This is a genomic window from Carbonicoccus niuqiaonis (genome assembly GCF_050157065.1).
In the GTDB taxonomy this organism is placed as follows: domain Bacteria; phylum Actinomycetota; class Actinomycetes; order Propionibacteriales; family Propionibacteriaceae; genus Avipropionibacterium.
On the sequence record NZ_CP189573.1, the window covers coordinates 3,205,881 to 3,226,355 of the forward strand.

A 20,475-nucleotide genomic window follows, 5' to 3' on the forward strand; every position below is an offset into this window, starting at 1 on the left:
CGCATGACCATTATCTTCTACGTCATTCTCGGTCTCGTCGCCGGCGCACTCGCCAAGCTGATCATGCCCGGCAAGCAGGGTGGCGGCATCATCATGACCATCGTGCTGGGTGTCATCGGCGCACTGCTGGGCGGACTGATCGGCAACCTGATCGTCGGCAACGGATTCAGCTTCGCCCTCCAGGGCAACTGGTTCATCTCGTTGATCACCGCCATCGTCGGATCCCTGATCGTGCTGGTGATCTACGGCTTCGTCACCAAGAAGAGCCGGGCCGCCTGACGACCACCCGAAACAACCGCAACACCCCGAACAACGACGAAGGGCCCGGAGGAATCCGGGCCCTTCGTCGTACCTGATCACCAGCAGGTCACACCAGCTTGCGGTCGGTGGCCCACCGGGTCAGCTGGTGCCGGTTGGACAACTGCAGCTTGCGGAGCACGCTGGAGACGTGGGTCTCGACGGTCTTGATCGAGATGAACAGCTCCTTGGCGACCTCCTTGTACGCATAGCCGCGCGCGATCAGCCGGAGCACCTCCCGCTCCCTGGCCGACAGTCGATCAAGGTCCTCGTCGACACTCGCCACGTCGATCGACCCGGAGAAGGCGTCCAGCACGAAGCCGGCCAACCGGGGGGAGAACACCGCGTCCCCATCGGCGATCCGACGTACGGCGTCGACCAGCTCGGCCGGCTTGATCGACTTCGTGACGTATCCCCGGGCACCGGCGCGGATGACGCCGATCACGTCCTCGGCGGCGTCGGACACCGACAGGCCCAGGAACTTGGCGTCCGGGTCGCCCTGCAACACCTGCTGCAGTACGCCGACCCCACCACCGCCGGGCAGGTGGACGTCCAACAGCACCACGTCGGGTCGGGTCGCCCGGATCGCGGCCACCGCACTGTCGACGTCGTGCCCCTCGCCGACGACCTCCAGGTCGTTGCCGATCTCGGCCTTCACGCCGCTGCGGAACATCGCGTGGTCGTCGACCACGACGACCCGCAACCTCGCATTCGGATCCGCGCCGCCACCGGCCCCGGCCTCGGCGCCCGACGGGGCAACACCGGACGAGGGGGCAACCCCGGACGAGGGGGCACCTCCGGCCGAGGGGGCAACCCCGGCCGAGGGGGCGCCTCCGGCAGAGGGCGATGCCGCTGTCCCGGATGGGCGGCCAGCGGTCGGTCCGTTCGTCCCACGCTGTTCGGTCATGTCTCCATCTCCAGTCGTACTTCGGTTCCGGTGTCCGGTGTGGACCTGATCACCGCGCGGCCGCCGTGGCGGTCCATACGGTCGATGATGCTCCCTCGCACTCCCTGCCGGTCATCGGGTACCCCGTCGAGGTCGAATCCCTGCCCGCGGTCACGGATGAAGACCTCGACGCGGTTGCCGTCGACCTCGGCGTACACGTCGACCTTGTCGTCACCGGAGTGCTTGGCGGCGTTGACCATCGCCTCCCGGGCCGCCCGCACCAGTGCGCGCAGCCCCGGGGTCAGTTCATGATCACCGACGACGACCACCTCGATCGGCACCGTGTGCTCGTCCTCCACCTCGGCGGCGGTGGCGGTGAAGGCGGCCTTCAGTGTGGCCTCGTCGACCTCGTCACCGTACAACCAGTGCCGCAGCTCGCGTTCCTGCCGCCGCGCCAACGACTCGACGGTGCGGCTGTCCCGCGACTGCTTCTGGATCAGCGCCAGGGTCTGCAGGACGGAGTCGTGCAGGTGGGCGGCGACGTCGGCACGCGCGTCGGCCCGGGCACGTTCCTCCCGCGCCTCCTCCAGGGCGGCCTGGGAGCGCGACACCCACGGCGCCAGGACCACGCTGAGCCCCGCCAGCGCAAGGGCCGTCATCGCCAGCACCTGCGGCAACTGCCGCAGGTCACCCTGGGTGATCAACAGCAGTCCGACCGAGAGCGCGACCAGGCCGAGCCCGATGGTGATCCGCAGCACCGCCGCCCAGCCGCCGCCGGCCAGCACCCGACTGAGCCACGACCGGTCCGGACTGCGATCGGGGTTGAGGCGCCCCTGGTCGGCCTGTCGCCAGACCAGTGCGGCACCGGCACAGGCGGCGGTGACCGGCCAGAAGATGAGCTGCGGTACGCCCCACCCGCTGAGTTGGACCAGCCAGATCACGCCGATCCCGAACACCCCGAGGGCCACCACGGCACCGACGTCGGCGGCCTGCGGGCCGGTGGTGGCGGGCCGCATGTTGGCCCGGCTGGCCGCATCCAGGCCGGGCGCCTGCTGCGGACGTGCCCGGGTCGGCATCACCAGCCACAGCACGGCGTACAGCAGGGCGCCGATGAACTGGGTGCAGAAGAGCCCGACGAACACCAACCGGACCACCAGGATCGGCACCCCGAGGTGGGCGGCCAGTCCCGAGCAGACCCCGCCGAGCCAGGAGCCGTCGGCCACGCGCACCGCACGGCCGCGCATCGGCTCGGCGGCGGCGCCCCCGCTCGGGGTGGACGTGTCCGGCGTTGCGGGCGTCGCCGACGGGACCGTCGGCCGTACGGTCGGGTCGGCCCGGTGCCCGAGGCCTTCGGCCTGGTCCTTGTCGTCTGTCATGCTGTGCCCAGCCTCACACGTCAGGACAAGTTCGGCATCCTCGACGGCACGTGACCGGGCCTGTTTGGGGGTGAACCCTTATTGGAAGCCGGGTGTGGGCGCAGCAAGATGGATGCCATGGAACGGGTGTGGGAGATCGAGCGCGCCGCCGACAGCGGCAAGATCGCGGGCCTGTGCGCCGGGATCGCCGATCGCTGGCGCATCGATCCGCTGTTGGTGCGCATCGGTGCCGTCGTGGTCGCGTTCTGCGGCGGCTTGGGCGCCGTGCTGTACGGCGCCGGGTGGCTGCTGCTCCCCCGCCACGGCCGGACCACCGGTCCGCTGATGGAGAAGTGGCCGGCCACCGCCCGGGTGCCGCGCTGGGCGTGGGTGATGATCACGGTCGCGGTCGGGATCACCGTGATGTCCACGGTCGGCACCATGCTGCCGATCAGCACCGGCCCGGTGCTGATCGTCGCCGCCGTCTGGTACTTCCTCGTCTACCGCAAGGGCAAGCGTTCCGACGGCCGGACCGACGACACGGCCGGGGACGCAGCGAGTTCGCCGACGCACGCCACATCGCCTACGCACGCCACATCGCCTACGCACGCCACATCGCCGAGGAAGGACACCCCGGGTACCGGCAGCCTCGCTGCCCCCGGCCACCCGTACCCCACATCCACCCCGATCGGCCCCGACTCCCCCGGCGGCCCCCGGACCGCCGCCGACCCTGAGCCGGCCGGCTGGTCCGAGCAGCTGCCACCGGTCGTACCGCAGGCGGTCAACCTCGACCACGACCGGCAGGCCCGCGAATTCTTCGCCCACCCCGACCCGGTCGGCCTGTACGGACCCCGGTCCGCGACGTCGGAGGAGCCGGCGTGGCTGCACCGGCCCGGCAGCGCCCGGACCCGACGCCGGGACGGTCGCAGTGCCCGCCGGGTCCGCCGGTGGGGTCTGATCTCCGCCGGGGTCGTCGTCCTCGCCATGATCGTGGTGAGCATCGTCGGCGGGCTGTCGATCCCGTTCGCCGGGTACGCGGCCGCCGCACTGCTCGCGCTCGGCGCCGCGCTCGTCGTGTCCGCCTTCACCGGGCGTGCCCGCGGCCTGCTGCCCACGACCCTGGTCGTGCTGCTCATCACGATCGCCGGGCTCGGTTCGACCGGTGACGTCCAGACCGGTGGTGACGGCACCACCCGGCTCGCCTACACCTCGATGGGCGAGAGCGTGGCCGGCTCCGACGCCTTGCCCGAGCACGACTCGTTCGACGTCGGATCGGTGCGGATCGACCTGACCGACCTGGTCGTCGACCGGGACGCCACGTACGAGGTGACGATGGATGCCGGCGCACTGGTGCTCGAGTTGCCCGAAGGAGCCAACGTGCTCGTCCGCGTCCACATGGACGCCGGCTCGGTCACCATGGCCGGGGAGAGCAGCACCGGTGTCGACGTCGTCCGGGAACAGCACATCGTGAACCGCCCGGGTGAGCCGACGCTGACCATCGACATCCACGTCGACACCGGCACGGTGGTCGTCAAATGACCCACTTCCACGACTCGGCCACGCCCGACCCGGACGGCACCGGACCCGGCCACCGGCCGTCACCGGATGCACCCCGCGGTCGCCCCGACGTACTGACGCTGGTGATCGGACTCGTCGTCTGCGGTGTCGCACTGCTCACCCTGGCCGCCCTCGGCGGTGGTGCAATGTGGAGCATCGCCCAAACGGTGGCCCCGCTCGCCCTGGTCGCGATCGGCGCCGTCGGTATCGTGTTCAGCCAACAGCGCACCCCTCGACCGACGGCATCGCCTCCCCGACCGGCCGACCGGCCAACCACCAACCCGCCCGATCAGCATCAGCAGCAGCACCCCAACCCAGAGGAGTGAGACCCATGGCCAGCAAGGAACTCGTACGGTCCAGTGATGACAAGGTGATCGCCGGCGTGTGCGCCGGCGTCGCCCAGTACTTCGGCCTCGACACCAACCTCGTCCGCATCCTGACGGTGGTGCTGAGCGTGTTCACCGGTGTCCCGATCGTCGCCTACATCGTCGGCGCCTTCCTGCTGCCGCAGCGCAGCACCCTGATGCGCTGACGCGCGAGACCTGACGACGACGGGGTCACTCCCACTCGATGGTGCCGGGCGGCTTGCTCGTGATGTCGAGCACGACCCGGTTGACCTCGCGGACCTCGTTGGTGATCCGGGTCGAGATCTTCTCCAGCACCGGGTACGGCAGCCGACCCCAGTCGGCGGTCATCGCGTCCTCACTGGTGACCGGCCGCAGCACCACCGGGTGGCCGTACGTCCGACCGTCACCCTGCACGCCGACCGACCGCACGTCGGCGAGCAGCACCACCGGGAACTGCCAGATGTCGCGGTCCAGGCCGGCCAGGGTGAGCTCCTCACGGGCGATCGCGTCGGCCTCCCGCAGGATGTCGAGCCGCTCGGCGGTCACCGCGCCGATGATGCGGATGCCCAGCCCGGGACCGGGGAACGGTTGCCGCCACACCATCGCGGCCGGCAGGTCGAGCTCCTCACCGACCGCCCGCACCTCGTCCTTGAACAGGGTCCGCAGCGGTTCGATCAGCCGGAACTGCAGGTCCTCGGGCAGCCCGCCGACGTTGTGGTGGCTCTTGATGTTGGCCGCGCCGTCGCCACCACCGGACTCGACCACGTCCGGGTAGAGGGTGCCCTGCACCAGCCAGTCGACGGTGCCGCTCGCCCCGGGGGCGGCCTGGTGCCGGGCCTGGATGTCGGCGGCGGCGGCTTCGAAGGTGCGGATGAACTCGCGGCCGATGATCTTGCGCTTGGTCTCGGGATCGGTGACCCCCTCCAGCGCCGTCAGGAACTGCGTGGTCGCATCCACCACGACCAGGTCGACCCCGGTGGCGGCGACGAAGTCCTGCTTGACCTGTTCGGCCTCGCCCTTGCGCAGCAGTCCGTGGTCGACGAACACACAGGTGAGCTGGCTGCCGATCGCCTTCTGCACCAGCGCGGCGGCGACGGCGGAGTCGACCCCGCCGGACAACGCGCAGATCACCTGGTCGCTGCCGACCTGTTCGGCGATCACCGCGACCTGGTCGTTGACGATGTTGCCGGCCGTCCAGTCGCACCGGACCCCGGCCAGGGCCAGGAAGTTGGTGATCACGCGTTGCCCGTGGTCGCTGTGGTTGACCTCGGGGTGCCACTGCACCCCCGCCAGCCGCCGGGACTCGTCGGCGAACGCCGCCACCGGCGCCCCGGCCGTGCTGCCGTGGACGGTGAACCCGGCCGGCGCCTCGGTCACGGCGTCGCCGTGGCTCATCCAGATGTCGAGGCTGTCGCCGCAACCCGCCAGCAGGGCGCCCGATCCGGTGACGGTGGCCTGCGTACGACCGAACTCCGACAGCCCGGTGCGGGCGACCGTGCCGCCCAGGGCCTGCGCCATCGCCTGGAAGCCGTAGCAGATGCCGAGCACCGGGATGCCGGCGGTGAACAGCTCCGGATCGACCTGCGGGGCGCCCTCGGCGTACACCGACTGCGGGCCACCGGAGAGGATGATGGCCGCGGGCCGACGCGCGACGATGTCGGCGACCGGGGTGCGGTGCGACATGATCTCGGAGTACGCGTTCGCCTCCCGGACCCGCCGGGCGATCAGCTGCGCGTACTGGGCCCCGAAGTCGACCACGACCACCAGGTCGTGGTCGGGGGTCGCCCGGTCGGGGGTGGTCTCGGTCGGTTCGGTCACGACGGGCCTGTTCTGCATCGGCGGGTGGTACGGGTCACGCATCGGCGCGGTCGGGCCTCGGGCTCGACCGGGCCAACTCTAATGGCTGGCCGACCCGGAACGCGCCACACCGTTCAGGACCACGAGCCAGCGGCGGTCAGGAGAACAGCTCCCGCAGGTCGTCAGCGCTGAGCCGGGCGTCGGCGAGCCCCGCCTCGGCGTCGACCACGCGGGTGAACAGGTCACGCTTGCGCTGCTGCAGGGCCGCCACCTTGGCCTCGATCGTGTCCTCGGCGAGCAGCCGGTAGACGTGCACCGGGCGGGTCTGACCGATGCGATGGGTCCGGTCGATCGCCTGGGCCTCGGCGGCCGGGTTCCACCACGGGTCCATCACGAACACGTAGTCGGCCTCGGTCAGGTTGAGCCCGAACCCGCCCGCCTTGAGGCTGATCAGGAAGGCCGAGGCCGAACCGTCCCGGAACCGGCCGACCGCCTTGTCGCGTTGCGGGATCGTCATCGACCCGTCCAGCCGGGTCCACGACACCGCAGCTCGGTCCAGCCGGTCCCCGATCAGGTCGAGGAAGCGGGTGAACTGGCTGAACACCAGGGCCCGGTGGCCCTCGGCGGCGAGCTCGCGGAGGTGCTCGACGAGGACGTCGATCTTGGCCGACCCGGCGCCCGACTGCTCGGGGTCGACCAGGGCCGGTGACAGCGCGAGCTGACGCAGCGTGGTGAGCGCCTGCAGCACCTCGATCCGGTTGGCGTCGAGGTCGGTCAGCAGGCCCAACACCCGTTGCCGCTCGCGGGCGAGCCGGGTGTCGTACAGCTTGCGGTGCTTGTCGTCCAACGGCAGCACCAGCGTCTGTTCCTGCTTGGGCGGCAGGTCGGCGGCGACCAGTTCCTTCGTACGGCGCAGCATCAGCGGGCGGATCCGGCGCCGCAGCATCGCCAACACCTCGCGGTTGCCCTTGTCGATCGGCTTGGCGACATCGGTGGCGAACGCCTCCGGGTCGGGAAACAGCCCGGGGGCGGCAATCGACAGCATCGACCACAGCTCCATCAGGCTGTTCTCCAGCGGGGTGCCGGTGACCGCGAACCGCACCGGGACCCGGAGCCGCCGGACAGCCCGGTAGCCCTTGGCCCGATGGTTCTTCACCTGTTGGGCCTCGTCGAGGACGAGCGCCGACCAGGCGACCCTGGCGTACGCCTCCTCCTCCAACCGGAGCAGGCCGTAGGTGGTGACGACCACGTCCGCGCCGGCGATCGCCTCGCCCAAGGTGGTGCCACGGCGCCGACGGGTGGCGGTGACCGCGGTGACCCGGAGGTCCGGGGTGAACCGGGCCGCCTCGCTCACCCAGTTGGGCACCACGCTGGTCGGCGCCACCACCAGCACGGGCCCCGCGGACTCGGCCGCATCGGCCTCGTCGGACCGGTGCTTGGCGGCGAGTACGGCGGCCAGCACCTGCAACGTCTTGCCCAGACCCATGTCGTCGGCGAGCACCCCACCGAGACCGGCCCGCCACAGCCGGTCGAGCCAGCCGAACCCGGCCCGCTGGTACGGCCGCAGCTCGGCCTGCAGCCCGGCCGGCACCGGGGTCTCGGTGCCGTCGTCGGAGACCTCGGCCAGCGCCAGCCCGACCAACTTGCGCCAGCGGGTCGTCTCGGTACGCACGACGCCGTACGCCTGCAGTTCCTCCCAGACGCCCACCTGCTCGGGCCGCATCGACAGCGCCCCGGCCTCCGGATCGCCCAGGGCGCGGGCGGCGGCCAGCAGCTCGCGCATCTGGTCGAACTCCTCGCGGCGCAGGTCGAGCACCAGTCCGGAGTCGAGCACCAGCAGCTGTTCGCCACTCGACAGCGCCTTCAGTAGCGGGATCATCGGCACCCGCTGGCCGTCGACGGTCACCACGATCGCCAGGTCGAACCAGTCGGTCGACTCGGCCTCGGACGCGTCGTCGGGGTCGGTCCGGTCGTCGATGTCGAACTCGATCACCGGGGCCGCCTCGGGCAGCGAGTAGCTCGGCGCCTCCCCCTCGGACTCGACGTCGACGCCCTCGGCGAGCAGCCGGGGCAACACCTGGGAGACGAAGTCGACGGTGTCGCGGCCGGAGAACCGGTGGTACGAGCGCGGCTCACGACCGAACCGGTCGGGTGAGAGGTGGCGATCCAGCAGGGCCTGCTCGGCCTCCGGGTCACGCAGCCACGGGACGATCGCCTCGGCTGCCTCGTCGTTCGCCGGCTCGTACGCGTCGGGTGCGCGGGTGATCGGCACCTCGGCCGGTGGCGCGTCGTCACCGTCGGGGCGGTAGCGGAAGGTCAGGTCGAGCTCGGTGACGTGGTCGGGCAGGTGTCGTACCCGGGCCAGCAGCTCAGGCACCGGATCGGCCGGCAGCTCGACCGAACCGTCGCTGGACCCGACCGTGGTGACCCGCCGCAGCCGGGGCAGGAACCAGGACCGGAAACGGGGGACGTCGGCCGCCGGCACCCGCACCGGCGGTCCGGTCAGCAGGGACACGAACAACTCGTCGGGCAGCGGATCGAGGGGCCACAACCCCAGGTCGTCACCGTGGGTCGCCGCCACCGCGAACACCGGATCGCCCAGAGGTACGGGGTTGACCAGCGGTATGGGGTCGACCAGCGGGACGGGGTCACCGGGTCCCCGGCCGGCCGGCGGGACGGCCCCGGACGAATCGTCCACCTCGGACAGATCGCGCGAGTTCGCCGGGACGAAGCCCGGCCGGAGCATCACGTCTCCCCCGCCGTCGCTGCCGGCGTCGACACGCGGTGTCACCGGCGCGCCGACCGCGACCGCCCCGTCGCGGCCGTGCACCAGGTGCACGCCGGCGGCGGTCACCCGGGCCAACAGCGTCCACAGTGCCGGACCGACGACGGCCAGGTCCGGTTCGGGCGAGGCCTGCCAGGCCGATCCGGGATGGCGCAGGGCCAGTTGCCGCAGTCGCACCAGGTCGGCGCGGGCCGGATGCTGCCCGTACGGCGGTCGGGTGCCGAACACCAGGTCGTGCCAGGATGCGCCGGCCTGCACCCAACCGCCGCGTTTGCCCGGCCGGACCGGCTTGAGGGTGATCACCGCCGACCCGTCGCCGGCTCCGGTCAGCAGCTCGAGCCGCAGCCCCAGCAGCGGTGCCGCCTCGGTCGGGGGGACCGGCAGCACCGAGGCCAGCCGTTGCTCCCAGTCGTCGGCACCGCGGAGATGGCGGCCCAGCAGCAGCGCGAGGGCGACGACGTGCTTGCAGTCGTTCTCGACCGGACAGGTGCAGTACCCGCCGATCGGCTCGAACGGCTCGAGCAGCACCTGGTACGGCCAGGGGCGCGTGCCGGCGACCTCCGCGGTGATCACCTCGGAGGTGGCCTGGACCCTTCGTACCCGCCCGTCGGTGACGTACGGCAACGCCCGCGCCACCACGGCCGGACCGAACTCACGGATCAGGTTCGCGTGGGCGAACAGGGCCGACCACTCGGGCGGCAGACTGGGTACGGCGGTCACGGATCACACGCTACGTCGCGCCACCGACAGTCCCCCGCCCGTCGTCCACAGCCTCGGTCGACGCATCCCGGGGAGGCCACGATCGGTGGCCTCCCCGGAAGCGAAGTCGGCTCAGCCCCAGACGATCTTGTGGTAGCGACGCGGCTTCCAGTTGCGGCCGTCGGAGTAGAACGGGTAGCCGGACACCTCACGCCCGACGGCGCCGACGCTGCCGCTTTCCTCGAACGAGTAGTAACGGGTCCGGGCACTGTTCGCCCATCCGCAGAAGATGACCGTGTGGTAGTCGTACGCATTCAGCGCGTCACCGGGCAACAGGCTGCTCTTCGAGATGACCGAGGAAATGTTGTCCAGCGTACGGGTCGAGTACGACTGGGTGGCGTGCCAGGAATTGGACACCTGACCCGAGCAGTCGGTCCGGTAGGTCTTGGAGTTGTCGAGGTCACGGTAGTAGCGCGAACGGCTGTAGCCGAGGCCGATGTTCGGCCAGTAGGCGGCACGCTGGATGACCTCGGTGCGACGGATCGATCCGCCGATCGCCGAGTTGCCGTACCCCGGGGCACGCCAGATGCCCATCTTGGCCATCGTGTTGGGCCCGGCCTTGCCGTCGACCACGAGGCCGTGCGCCCGCTGGTAGGCCTTCACCTTGTCAGCGGTGCCCGAACCAGCGACACCATGGCGGCGAGGACGGACTGGGTGACCGGACCCGGCTTGCCGTCCTGCACCAAGCGGTGGTCGGCCTGGAACCGCATCGTGGCGGCCCGGGTCTGCGAGTCGAGGGTGCCGCCGGTGCCGGCCGAGTATCCGGTCCCGGTGAGGTTGCGCTGGATGCGATCGACGGGCATCTCGGCGTGGGCGGGCAGGGCGCCGAACAGGGAGGTGGCACCGAGGGCGACACCGGTGGCGGCGGCGCCGTTCAGGAAGTGGCGACGAGTGGGCATGGAAATGTCCTTTCCGAGGGGACTTCGGATGAATTCTGGGTCGTCATCGACCCACCGCCATCATCGTGGCGGGTTCTGCCGGCCGCGTCCATGCTTGATCCAGAAATCACCAGCCGTGACACCGACCCCACACCGTGGCGTCATGCCCCGTTCATCCGGTCGGGTCCGGCGGCCCTTCAGGAGCCGGTGGTGGGCTCGTCGGGAGCTGAGTTTCGCGCGATCGCCTCGTGGTGGCGGACCACCTCGGCAATCACGAAGTTGAGGAACTTCTCGGCGAACTCCGGGTCGAGATCGGCGTCGAGGGCCAACCCGCGGAGCCGTTCGATCTGCCGGGCCTCGCGCCCCGGATCAGCCGGTGGCAGACCGAGGTCGGCCTTCAGCTCGCCGACCCGCTGGGTGATGGCGAACCGTTCGGCGAGCAGGTGGATGAGCGCCGCATCCATGTTGTCGATGCTCTTCCGCAGCCGCAGCAGTTTCTCAGGGGTCTCCACACGGTGGACTGTAACCAAGGTCCACCGTGTCGCGGGTCGGGATCAGGACCCGGACCGTGGACCGTCCTGCGGTGGCTGCTGTCCCCAACCGGCCCACGGCTGCTGCTGGTCGGGCTGTTGCTGGCTCGGCTGTTGCTCCGTACCGCCGTAGTTCGGCTGGTACGGATTCCTGGTCGGCGACCAGGGCGCAGCCGAGCCTTGCTGCTGCGGGACTCCCTGCTGCTGTGGGCCACCCTGTTGCGGCCATCCGGGCTGTGACCCACCGGCGTGTGGCGGTTGCTGACCACCAGGCTGAGACGGCTGCTGGCCACCCGGCTGCGGTGGCTGCTGACCGCCCCCTGGTCCGCCGTACGGCGGGCCGCCCCAACCGGGTCCACCGACCCCGCCAGGACCGCCGGCACCACTCGGTCCACTCGGTCCACTCGGTCCACCCGGACCGCCAGGCCCACCCGGACCACCCGGACCGCCGGGGCCACCAAGCCCACCCGGACCGCCGGGGCCACCCGGCCCCGTCGGCGGCGGCTGGTTGGGCGGCGGCTGCAGGGCTCGCTGCCAGCCTGCGTACAACATCCGCTTGCCGTAGTCGCTGTCGGCCGGGTCACGGCCCTCCTCACCCGGCAGCGGGCTCGGGAACACCTTGCCGAACTGGGCCTCACCTCGCGGCGGGTACGCCCGCAGGAAGGCCTGTGCCTCCTGCGGCGTCGGGTACAGCGGGGTCCGGTCATAGCCGGACGGCAGCGACGGGGTGACCGCCGGCATGCCCTTCGGCTTGATGAACAGTCGCCCGGGCTTGCTGCGGTCGCGCAGTGCCTGCGCACGCCAGACCAGCACCGGGTGGGTGGTGGTCAGGTTGGCCAGCCAGACCCAGATGCCCCGTTCGGTGAACGCCCGGTCGGCGAACTCGTCGAAGTTGACGTTCGCGTTCAGGTACTTGCCGCCCGCCAGCGCCCGCATCGCACCGGCGGCCCCGGCCTGCCCGGTCACGCGGTAGCCGAAGTTGTCGGCGGAGTACTCCTGGGCGCGGGACAGGAAGTTGCCGAACACCGGGAGCTGCCGCAGGCCCATGGTGAAGACCAACCGCCAGTACGAGACGTGGCCGGCGGCGAGGTGCCCGACCTCGTGGCTGATCACGAACCGCAGCGCCTCCGGGTCACGGGCAGCACCGCCGATCTCGAACATGTCGGAGTAGATCACGATGAAACGCCGCCAGCCGTGGCCGGTGGCGAACGCGTTGAGGGTACCGCCGCCGCCGACCACGTACGCGTCGGGGATCTTCCGCATGCCCGCCGACAACGCCGCGTCGACCACCATCTGGTAGCCCTCCGGGAACTGGGTGGGTGACATCCGGACGCCGCTCACCCGCATCTGCGCGTACTGCAGGGCGCGGCTGAGGTAGATCAGCAGCGGCGCGATGAACATCACCGCCATGAACCCGGTGATCTGCTGCCACACCGCGTACAGCGGGTCCTCGGTCCGCGGCCCGAGCTCGCCGTCGCCACCGCTCAGCAGGTCGATCGCCAGCAGCACGACGAACGCGATCGTGCCCAGGATCGACAGCGTGCCGAAGACCCAGGCGACGATCAGCCACGGCATCTCGCCGGGGTGCAGGATCGTGCGCAGTTCCGACCAGGGCAGCGCCGTCTGCCGGTTCAGCAGCTTGGGCGGATCGGGCTCGACGTTGACCGCGGGGGCGGTCTCCGCGGGGGCGGGCACGGGTGGCTGCGTCACCGGACATCCTTCGATCGGGGTGGGGCGTATGAATTGCTCGGGTCGGGCGAATTGCTCGGGTCAGGCGAAGTGCTCAGGTCAGGCACTGCTCGGGTCGAGCGTGCATGCTATCTGCGCAACCGGCCAGCTCAGCGCGTCGACCCGGGTCGCGGTAGCGGCTGCGGATGCTCCTGAGCGGTCAGCCGTACGGTGTTGGCGTCGATGTCCTCCAGCTCCAGCTGGCTGGCCCGCTCCGCCTTCACCCGACGGGTGTAGAGCGAGATCTCGTACGCCTCCTTCTCGTCGTCCCAGCCCAGCACGTCGCCGGCGATCCGGGCGGCGTGCGGTGCCGAGGCGAGGCCGCGGTCCCAGGTCTCGATGGAGATCCGGGTCCGGCGGGTCAGGATGTCGGTGAGGTGCATGCTGCCCTCATGGCTCGCGGCGTACGCGATCTCGACGGCCAGGTAGTCCTCGGCCCCGGGCAGCGGACGGCCCAGGTCCGGGTCGTCGTCGATCATGCCCAGCAGTTGGTCGGTCATCGATCCGTACCGGTGCAACAGGTGCTCGATCCGGGCCACCGGGAGGTCGTACTCGCGGGCCAGCAGGTGGCGTTGGTTCCACCGGGCCACGTAGCCGTCGGCACCGGCCAGCGCCACCCGGTGGGTGATGCACGGCCCGATCACCCCACCCAGCGAGTGCACCGCGGCGTCGACCGCGTCGGCGGCCATCACCCGGTACGTGGTGTACTTGCCGCCGCCGACCAGCACCAGCCCGGGGACCGGGTTGACCACCAGGTGCTCCCGCGACAGCTTCGAGGTGTCGGCGTCCTCCCCCGACAACAGCGGTCGCAGGCCTGCGTACACCCCCTGCACGTCCTCGCGGGTCAGCGGACTCTCCAACACCCCGTTCACGTGGTCGAGCAGGTAGTCGATGTCGGCGGCACTGGCCGCCGGGTGCGACTTGTCGAGCGTCCAGGCGGTGTCGGTGGTGCCGATGATCCAGTGCCGACCCCACGGGATCACGAACAGCACCGACTTCTCGGTGCGCAGGATCATCCCGGTGGTCGACCGGATCCGGTCCCGCGGGACGACCAGGTGGATGCCCTTGGACGCCCGGACCCGCAGCGACCCCTTGCCACCGACCATCTGCTGGATCTCGTCGGACCAGACCCCGGCGGCGTTCAGCACCACCCGGGCCCGCACCTCGTGGTCGGTGCCGAGCTCGAGGTCGTGCAGGGTGGCGCCGACCACCTGCTCCCCGTCGAACAGGAAGCCGGTGACCTGCATCCGACTGGCCGCGTGCACCCCGAACGACACCCCGGTCCGGACCAGCGTGTTGACGAAGCGTGCGTCGTCGACCTGCGCGTCGTAGTACTGCAGGGCCCCGATGTAGCTGTCGGGGTCGAGGCCCGGGACGATCTTGCGGACCTGCCGGGCCGACAGGTGCCGGTGCATCGGCACCCCGCGCGGGTGGCTCGGCGCGACGCCCATCGTGTCGTACAGCATCAGCCCGGCGCCGACGTACGCGCGCTCCCAGACCCGGTGCTTCAACGGGTAGAGGAACGGCACCTTGTGGACCAGGTGCGGGGCCAGCCGGTCGAGCAGCAGGCCCCGCTCGCGCAGTGCCTCCCGGACCAGCCCGAAGTCGAGCATCTCCAGGTAGCGCAGCCCGCCGTGGATCAGCTTGCTGGACCGCGACGACGTCCCCGACGCCCAGTCGCGCATCTCGACCAGGCCGACCCGCAGCCCACGGGTGCTCGCGTCGAGGGCCGCACCGGCGCCGACGACACCGCCGCCGACGACCAGTACGTCCAACTCCTGGCTGGTCATCTCCTGCACCGCTCGTGCCCGCTGCGCGGGGTCGAGTCGACTCTCCACGATGCTCCCTCCCGGATGCCGCCACTGCTGCGGCGACTCTACCGGTTGGGCACGACCCACGAGGTCAGCGGTACTCGACCACGAAGCACCCGTCGACCCGCTCCCCGGCGGTGGAGGTGATCACGAAACGCCGCTCCTCACCGGTGACCACCTCGTACCAGGACTCGGCGGCTCCTGCCGTCGATGCGGGCGGCGGGAACAGCGTCACCGAGCCGTCGTGGTTGGTGATCTTGTACGGCTCGGCGGCCAGCGCACGCTGCCCGACCTCGGCCTTCACCAGCCGGACCCCGACCACGGTCGCACCCCGCGGCAGCAGGAACTCCTGCGGCCCGTCGGCGCTCGACGGCAGACCCTCCCCAGCCGCAGTGGAGGTCCGAACCACGTACTGGTTCAGCGGTACGATCGCGCCGTCGTACCCGCCCTCGGAGTTTAGGCTCACGTCGACCGGTTCGTTCGAGGTGACGGCGTACGCACCGGTCGCGCCACCGGCGAACGGGCGGCACCGGGTGGCGATCACCCGCGGCAGTCGCGACCCGGCCGGGACGCCCGCCTCGATCGGGGCGAAGTCGACCATGTCGCGGACCGGGTTCACCAGCAGGGTGTCGTTGATGATCATGGTCGGGCGGTCCATCGCCGACTCGCTGGCTGCCGAGTAGCGCAGCAGGGTGGAGTAGCAGTTCATCCCGCCGTTCATGTGCAGGTCGCCGGCGTCCATCTGCATCTCGTACCGGGACTCCCAGTACTGCTCCCAGTCCGCGCCGGTCCGGGGCCGGTTGGCCGCCGAGGCGGTGTGGGCGGCGGTGGCGACGAACACCCGCTGCTTGGACGGCTGCGGCACGTCGGAGTAGCCGACCCGGATCCGGTCCCCCGCTGCGTACGCGGTGCCCTCGGTCCAGTTGTCGCGGACCAGCTGGGCCAGTCCGGTGACCAACCGCGGGTTGACCATGGTGACGTTGGCCTCGCGGGCGGCACAGCGCAGCAGCATGCCGTCCTCCTTGACCTCGGGGTTGAGGTCGGTCAGGTTGAACGTGCCGTTGCCGATGCCCAGCCCGTTGCCGCCGGGGATGTCGAGGAAGATGCCGGTCCCGAACACGGTGATCTGGCAGCCCTGGATGTGCAGGTTGCCGCCGGCGTAGTACAGGAAGGTCCGGCCGCGCACGGTGAACTCGCAGCTGTGGGCGTCCACGTTCTGCGACTGCGGGTTGTCGGAGTGGAACCACACCTGGTCGGCGGTGCGGTCGATGACGTGGCAGCGGTAGAACCGGATGTGGTCGCTGTTGGCCCGACCGGCGATGTCGAAGCCGACCCGCAGGTTGTCGAAGTGGCACTCGGTGAAGTACATCCGCTTGGCCACCCCGGCGCCCGGGGTGTCGGCGTACAGCATGAACCGCTCGGTGCCGTTGACGCCGATGAACGACAGCCCGTCGGCCCAGTACCCCTGGACGACTCCGGGCTTCTCGTTCCCCTGGCCGTCGTTCAGCAGGAAGTGGTTGTTGTCGGCGTCGCCGGTGTCGAGGTAGAGGTTCGACTGGTACATGCCGTGACCGGTGAGGTGCAGCCCGCGCAGCCCGACCCGCCACTCGACCCGGTGGCCGCCCCGGCGGAAGACGTAGTTGCCCGCCGAGAAGGCGATGCTCGGCAGGCCCCAGCCGTGGCCGGCGTCGGCGTTCACGTAGTACTGCTCCAGGGCAGCGAACGCGCTGTCGAGTGCGTCGTCGGCCGGCGTCCCGTTGCCGTTGCGAGGGTTGTAGTCGGCGACGGCCCCGAACCAGTCGAGGTACAGCGGGCCGTCGAAGATGCGCTTGTATCGCTGCCCACCCGGGCCGACGAGAGTGATGCCGTCGTCGTCAGGGGTGCTGGTGTCGGCCGCGTCGTACCGGAAGAAACCCTCCCGACGTACGTCGGTGACGTAGTAGACGTGACCCGGCTGCGGCTCGGCCAGCGCACGCAGATCGGCAAAGGTCGCCGTGTGCACCGTCGTGTCGTCGGTGATCTCGGCATGCGCCGGGGCGGCGCCGGCCGACATCGCGGCAGCAGCGGCACCGAGGCCGAGGCCGGTCAGCGCGAACCGACGTGACAGTCCCGTACGCACAGGGCTGGATGAAGGCTGGGTGGGCAGGGTCATCTTCGACTCCAATGGGATTGTGCAGAATGCATGGACGTGGCCCGAACTTAGATATGGCAGGCAGCCCCTGTCAACGGCCGGTCCACGGGACGGCGTGATGCGCTCCCGCGGGAACGTCAGCGCAGCACCCACCCGCCGTCGACGTTCACGATCTGCCCGCTGATGAAGTCACTGTCGTCGCCGGCCAGGAACAGGAAGGCACCGGCCAGGTCGTCGGCGTAGCCGCGGCGCTGCAAGGCCTGTCGCTTCAACCACCGCTCGGTGACCACATCCCCGTCGGGTGCCAGTTCGACCTCGTGCTCGGTCCGGATCGCGCCGGGCATCACCGCGTTGACCCGGATGCCGTCGGCACCGACCTCGAACGCGAGGCCCCGGACCAGGCCGATGATGGCGGCCTTGCTGGTGGTGTAGTGCAGGGCACCGGGCAGCCCGGTCTCGGCCATCACGCTGGTCACCGCGATGAACGAGGCGTGCTCGGAGTCGCACAGGAACCGGTGGGCGTGCTTGGCCAGCAGGTAGGTGCCGCGGACGTTCACGGCCTGCATCCGATCCCACTCGTCGACCGACATCTCGTGCCACACCGCCCGGCCGGTCATCGCGGCGTTCGCCACCACGATGTCGAGGCCGCCGGCCCACTGGGCCGCGGTGTCGACCAGCGCGGTGATCTGCTCGGGGTGGAGCAGGTCGGCCGGGGCCGCGATCGCGCTGCCGCCGGCGGCCTGGATCTCGCTGACCACCAGGCCCGCCTCGGCGGCCCGCTCGGGGATCGGTTCGTGGGAGACGATCACCGAGGCGCCCTCGGCGGCGAACCGGCGCGCCACCGCGGCACCGATGCCCCGGGAGGCGCCGGTGATCAGGGCACGCCGGCCCTCGAGTCGTCCGGGACTGGTCACGTCGTCGTCTCCCCTGTGAGTGCGATGATCGGGTACGGGATGATCGGGTACGGGCGGTCAGCCCACCACGACCTCGACCTTCTGGAACTCCTTGACCTCGGTGTAGCCCGTGGTCGCCATCGCCCGGCGCAGCGCACCGACCAGGTTCATCGTGCCGTCGGCGACCCGGGACGGGCCGAACAGCACCTCGTGCAGCGAGCCGACCTGGTCGAAGTGGACGCGTTCCCCGCGCGGCAGCTCGTGGTGCCACGCCTCGGCGCCCCAGTGGAAGCCGCGGCCCGGCGCCTCGGCGGCCTTGGCCAGCGGCGAGCCGACCATCACCGCGTCCGCACCGCAGGCGATCGCCTTCGCGATGTCGCCGGACCGGCCGACCGACCCGTCGGCGATCACGTGGACGTAGCGGCCCTGCGACTCGTCGAGGTAGTCCCGGCGCGCCTCGGCCACGTCGGCGACCGCGGACGCCATCGGCACCGAGATGCCCAGCACGTCACGGGTGGTGTGGCTGGCGCCGCCGCCGAACCCGACGAGCACACCGGCCGCACCGGTCCGCATCAGGTGCAGCGCACCCTGGTAGGTGGCACAGCCGCCGACGATCACCGGCACGTCGAGCCGGTAGATGAACTCCTTGAGGTTCAGTGGCTCGACCTCGGACGACACGTGCTCGGCCGAGACCGTCGTACCGCGGATCACGAAGAAGTCCGGGGCCGCCTGCTCGACCGTCTCGGCGAACTCGGCGGTCTGCTGGGGTGACAGCGATCCCGCCACCGGGACGCCGGCGGCGCGGATCTGGTTGAGCCGTTCGGTGATCAACTCGGCCCGGATCGGCTGGGCGTAGATCTCCTGCAGCCGTCGGGTGACGGTGGCCTCGTCGCTGATCCGGGCGATCTCGGCGAGCAGTGGCTCGGGGTCGTCGTACCGGGTCCACAGGCCCTCGAGGTTGAGCACACCGAGGCCGCCCATCTTGCCCATCGCGATCGCGGTGTCGGGGCTCATGATCGAGTCCATCGGGGCGGCGATGATCGGGAAGCCGAAGCTGAGCGCGTCGATCCGCCAGTCCAGCTTGACCTCCTCGACACCACGGGTCCGGCGGGTCGGGACGATGGCCACGTCGTCGAACGCGAACGCCTGCCGGGCTCGCTTGCTGCGGCCGATCTCGTGGATCCCGGAGCTGAAGGGTGGAGTCATGATCACCTTGGGTAGTTGGGTGCTTCGACGGTCATCTGGATGTCGTGCGGATGCGATTCTCGCAGACCGCTGGAGGTGATCCGGACGAACTTGCCGCGCCGCTGCAGTTCGGGGATGGTCGGCGACCCGGTGTAGAACATCGCCTGCCGCAGCCCACCGACCAGTTGGTACGCCACCGCGGCGAGCGGGCCGCGGTACGGGACCTGGCCCTCGATGCCCTCGGGGACGAGCTTGTCGTCGGTGGTGACGTCGGACTGGAAGTAGCGGTCCTTGCTGTACGACCCGCGCCGGCCCCGGGTCGCCATGGCACCCAGCGACCCCATCCCCCGGTACGACTTGTACTGCTTGCCGTTGATGAAGACCAGGTCGCCGGGCGACTCGTCGCAGCCGGCCAGCAGCGAACCCAACATCACCGAGTCGGCACCCGCGACGATCGCCTTCGCGATGTCGCCGGAGTACTGCAGGCCGCCGTCACCGATCACCGGGACCCCGGCGGGACGACAGGCCTGGGCGGCGTTCCAGATCGCGGTGACCTGCGGGACGCCGACCCCGGAGACCACCCGGGTGGTGCAGATCGAGCCGGGCCCGACGCCGACCTTGACGCCGTCGGCGCCGGCCTCGACCAGCGCCTTCGCGCCTTCGTAGGTGGCGACGTTGCCGCCGATGATGTCGACGTCGCGGACCGACGGCTCGGCCTTCAGCCGCTTGATCATGTCGATCACGCCGCGGGCGTGGCCGTTCGCGGTGTCGACCACGAGCAGGTCGACGCCTTCGGCCACCAGCGCCATCGCGCGCTCCCACGCGTCACCGAAGAAGCCGAGCGCGGCACCGACCCGGAGCCGCCCCTGGGCGTCCTTGTTGGCGTGCGGGAACTGGCCCGACTTCACGAAGTCCTTGAGGGTGATCAGGCCCTTGAGCCGCCCCTGGTCGTCGACCAGCGGCAGCTTCTCGATCTTGTGCTGGGCGAGCAGGGCGTACGCGTCGTCCCTGGCTATGCCGACCGGGCCGGTCACCAGCGGCGTCCGGGTCATCACGTCGCCGACCAGGCGGGACGCGTCGGTCTCGAAGCGCATGTCGCGGTTGGTGACGATGCCGACCAGCTTGTTGTCGGCGTCGACGACCGGGACCCCGCTGATCCGGTAGGTGCCGCACAGCTCGTCGGCCTCGCCGATGGTGCGATCGGCGGTGATCGTGATCGGCTCGTCGACCATCCCGGCCTCGGACCGCTTCACCACGTCGACCTGGGCGGCCTGGTCCTCGATGGACAGGTTGCGGTGCAGGATGCCGAGGCCGCCCTCGCGGGCCATCGCGATCGCCATCCGCGACTCGGTGACGGTGTCCATCGCCGAGCTCAGCAACGGGATGCGGCTGTTGATCCGCTTCGAGATGCGGGTCGAGGTGTCGGCGTCGGAGGGGATGACGTCGGTCTCGCCGGGCAGCAGCAGCACGTCGTCGTAGGTCAACCCCAGCGCCGCGAAGGGTCCGGGCACGCCGGAGGCAGCGAGCTCGGGCGGT

The 20,475-nt window shown here is 70.7% G+C and carries 17 protein-coding genes; 4 read left to right on the forward strand and 13 right to left on the reverse strand.

Annotated elements, in window-relative coordinates; translation table 11 throughout:
* Window positions 1–3: 3 nt before the first annotated feature.
* Window positions 4–279 carry a GlsB/YeaQ/YmgE family stress response membrane protein gene (locus ACQBAU_RS14685; RefSeq protein ID WP_465256046.1) on the forward strand — a complete coding sequence of 92 codons (276 nt, stop codon included), beginning with the start codon at window positions 4–6 and terminating at the stop codon, window positions 277–279.
* Between the two features lie 88 nt (window positions 280–367).
* On the opposite strand, the gene ACQBAU_RS14690 is transcribed toward ACQBAU_RS14685, so the two are convergent.
* Window positions 368–970: a LuxR C-terminal-related transcriptional regulator gene (locus tag ACQBAU_RS14690; RefSeq protein WP_465259515.1), complete on the reverse strand. Its 603-nt coding sequence runs from the start codon at window positions 968–970 to the stop codon at window positions 368–370.
* Window positions 971–1,200: 230 nt separating this feature from the next.
* Window positions 1,201–2,559 carry an ATP-binding protein gene (locus ACQBAU_RS14695; RefSeq protein ID WP_465256047.1) on the reverse strand — a complete coding sequence of 453 codons (1,359 nt, stop codon included), beginning with the start codon at window positions 2,557–2,559 and terminating at the stop codon, window positions 1,201–1,203.
* 117 nt (window positions 2,560–2,676) lie between these two features.
* Between ACQBAU_RS14695 and ACQBAU_RS14700 the strand changes: the two genes are divergently transcribed.
* The 3 genes from ACQBAU_RS14700 to ACQBAU_RS14710 are packed head-to-tail and all read left to right on the forward strand — an operon-like array spanning window position 2,677 to window position 4,627.
* Window positions 2,677–4,077 carry a PspC domain-containing protein gene (locus tag ACQBAU_RS14700; protein ID WP_465256048.1) on the forward strand — a complete coding sequence of 467 codons (1,401 nt, stop codon included), beginning with the start codon at window positions 2,677–2,679 and terminating at the stop codon, window positions 4,075–4,077.
* On the forward strand, window positions 4,074–4,421 hold the full coding sequence (locus ACQBAU_RS14705) for a hypothetical protein (RefSeq protein WP_434548293.1): 348 nt from the start codon (window positions 4,074–4,076) through the stop codon (window positions 4,419–4,421). The genes ACQBAU_RS14700 and ACQBAU_RS14705 overlap by 4 nt, the downstream gene beginning before the upstream one ends.
* Before the next feature lie 5 nt (window positions 4,422–4,426).
* On the forward strand, window positions 4,427–4,627 hold the full coding sequence (locus tag ACQBAU_RS14710) for a PspC domain-containing protein (protein WP_434548292.1): 201 nt from the start codon (window positions 4,427–4,429) through the stop codon (window positions 4,625–4,627).
* 25 nt (window positions 4,628–4,652) lie between these two features.
* Here the strand turns inward: ACQBAU_RS14710 and guaA are convergent, their stop codons facing one another.
* From guaA to guaB, 11 genes are all read right to left on the reverse strand, one after another.
* Window positions 4,653–6,278 (reverse strand): glutamine-hydrolyzing GMP synthase, encoded by a 1,626-nt coding sequence (guaA, locus tag ACQBAU_RS14715; protein ID WP_434548291.1) that lies wholly within the window; start codon window positions 6,276–6,278, stop codon window positions 4,653–4,655.
* Window positions 6,279–6,396: 118 nt separating this feature from the next.
* Window positions 6,397–9,744, reverse strand: coding sequence for a DEAD/DEAH box helicase (locus ACQBAU_RS14720; protein ID WP_465256049.1), 3,348 nt, complete (start codon window positions 9,742–9,744; stop codon window positions 6,397–6,399).
* Between the two features lie 111 nt (window positions 9,745–9,855).
* A complete protein-coding gene (locus tag ACQBAU_RS14725; protein ID WP_465256050.1) occupies window positions 9,856–10,386 on the reverse strand; it encodes a peptidoglycan-binding domain-containing protein in 531 nt (176 codons plus the stop codon).
* The gene (locus ACQBAU_RS14730) at window positions 10,383–10,682 is read right to left on the reverse strand and encodes a peptidoglycan-binding domain-containing protein (RefSeq protein WP_465256051.1); all 300 of its coding nucleotides are present in this window, start codon (window positions 10,680–10,682) and stop codon (window positions 10,383–10,385) included. Before ACQBAU_RS14730 ends, ACQBAU_RS14725 begins: the two co-directional genes overlap by 4 nt.
* 176 nt (window positions 10,683–10,858) lie before the next feature.
* Window positions 10,859–11,125 (reverse strand): chorismate mutase, encoded by a 267-nt coding sequence (locus tag ACQBAU_RS14735; protein WP_465259516.1) that lies wholly within the window; start codon window positions 11,123–11,125, stop codon window positions 10,859–10,861.
* 90 nt (window positions 11,126–11,215) lie between these two features.
* On the reverse strand, window positions 11,216–12,901 hold the full coding sequence (locus ACQBAU_RS14740; protein ID WP_465256053.1) for a M48 family metallopeptidase: 1,686 nt from the start codon (window positions 12,899–12,901) through the stop codon (window positions 11,216–11,218).
* Window positions 12,902–13,029: 128 nt separating this feature from the next.
* Window positions 13,030–14,757 (reverse strand): glycerol-3-phosphate dehydrogenase/oxidase, encoded by a 1,728-nt coding sequence (locus ACQBAU_RS14745; protein WP_465256054.1) that lies wholly within the window; start codon window positions 14,755–14,757, stop codon window positions 13,030–13,032.
* Between the two features lie 64 nt (window positions 14,758–14,821).
* Entirely contained in the window at window positions 14,822–16,882 is a 2,061-nt protein-coding gene (locus tag ACQBAU_RS14750) for a hypothetical protein (RefSeq protein ID WP_465256055.1), read from the reverse strand.
* A 116-nt stretch (window positions 16,883–16,998) separates the two neighbouring features.
* Complete coding sequence (locus ACQBAU_RS14755) at window positions 16,999–17,775, reverse strand: SDR family NAD(P)-dependent oxidoreductase (RefSeq protein ID WP_465256056.1); 777 nt, start codon at window positions 17,773–17,775, stop codon at window positions 16,999–17,001.
* Window positions 17,776–17,832: 57 nt separating this feature from the next.
* Entirely contained in the window at window positions 17,833–18,936 is a 1,104-nt protein-coding gene (locus ACQBAU_RS14760; protein WP_465256136.1) for a GuaB3 family IMP dehydrogenase-related protein, read from the reverse strand.
* Between the two features lie 26 nt (window positions 18,937–18,962).
* Window positions 18,963–20,450, reverse strand: a complete 1,488-nt coding sequence (guaB, locus tag ACQBAU_RS14765) for an IMP dehydrogenase (protein WP_465256137.1) — start codon at window positions 20,448–20,450, stop codon at window positions 18,963–18,965.
* Window positions 20,451–20,475 lie beyond the last annotated feature (25 nt).

Excerpts from the sequence above, each read along its gene's own strand:
- ACQBAU_RS14685 (WP_465256046.1), top strand. The coding sequence starts at position 4 with ATGACCATTATCTTCTACGTCATTCTCGGTCTCGTCGCCGGCGCACTC.
- ACQBAU_RS14690 (WP_465259515.1), bottom strand. The coding sequence starts at position 970 with ATGTTCCGCAGCGGCGTGAAGGCCGAGATCGGCAACGACCTGGAGGTC.
- ACQBAU_RS14695 (WP_465256047.1), bottom strand. The coding sequence starts at position 2,559 with ATGACAGACGACAAGGACCAGGCCGAAGGCCTCGGGCACCGGGCCGAC.
- ACQBAU_RS14700 (WP_465256048.1), top strand. The coding sequence starts at position 2,677 with ATGGAACGGGTGTGGGAGATCGAGCGCGCCGCCGACAGCGGCAAGATC.
- ACQBAU_RS14705 (WP_434548293.1), top strand. The coding sequence starts at position 4,074 with ATGACCCACTTCCACGACTCGGCCACGCCCGACCCGGACGGCACCGGA.
- ACQBAU_RS14710 (WP_434548292.1), top strand. The coding sequence starts at position 4,427 with ATGGCCAGCAAGGAACTCGTACGGTCCAGTGATGACAAGGTGATCGCC.
- guaA (WP_434548291.1), bottom strand. The coding sequence starts at position 6,278 with ATGCAGAACAGGCCCGTCGTGACCGAACCGACCGAGACCACCCCCGAC.
- ACQBAU_RS14730 (WP_465256051.1), bottom strand. The coding sequence starts at position 10,682 with ATGCCCACTCGTCGCCACTTCCTGAACGGCGCCGCCGCCACCGGTGTC.
- ACQBAU_RS14735 (WP_465259516.1), bottom strand. The coding sequence starts at position 11,125 with ATGGATGCGGCGCTCATCCACCTGCTCGCCGAACGGTTCGCCATCACC.
- ACQBAU_RS14750 (WP_465256055.1), bottom strand. The coding sequence starts at position 16,882 with ATGACCCTGCCCACCCAGCCTTCATCCAGCCCTGTGCGTACGGGACTG.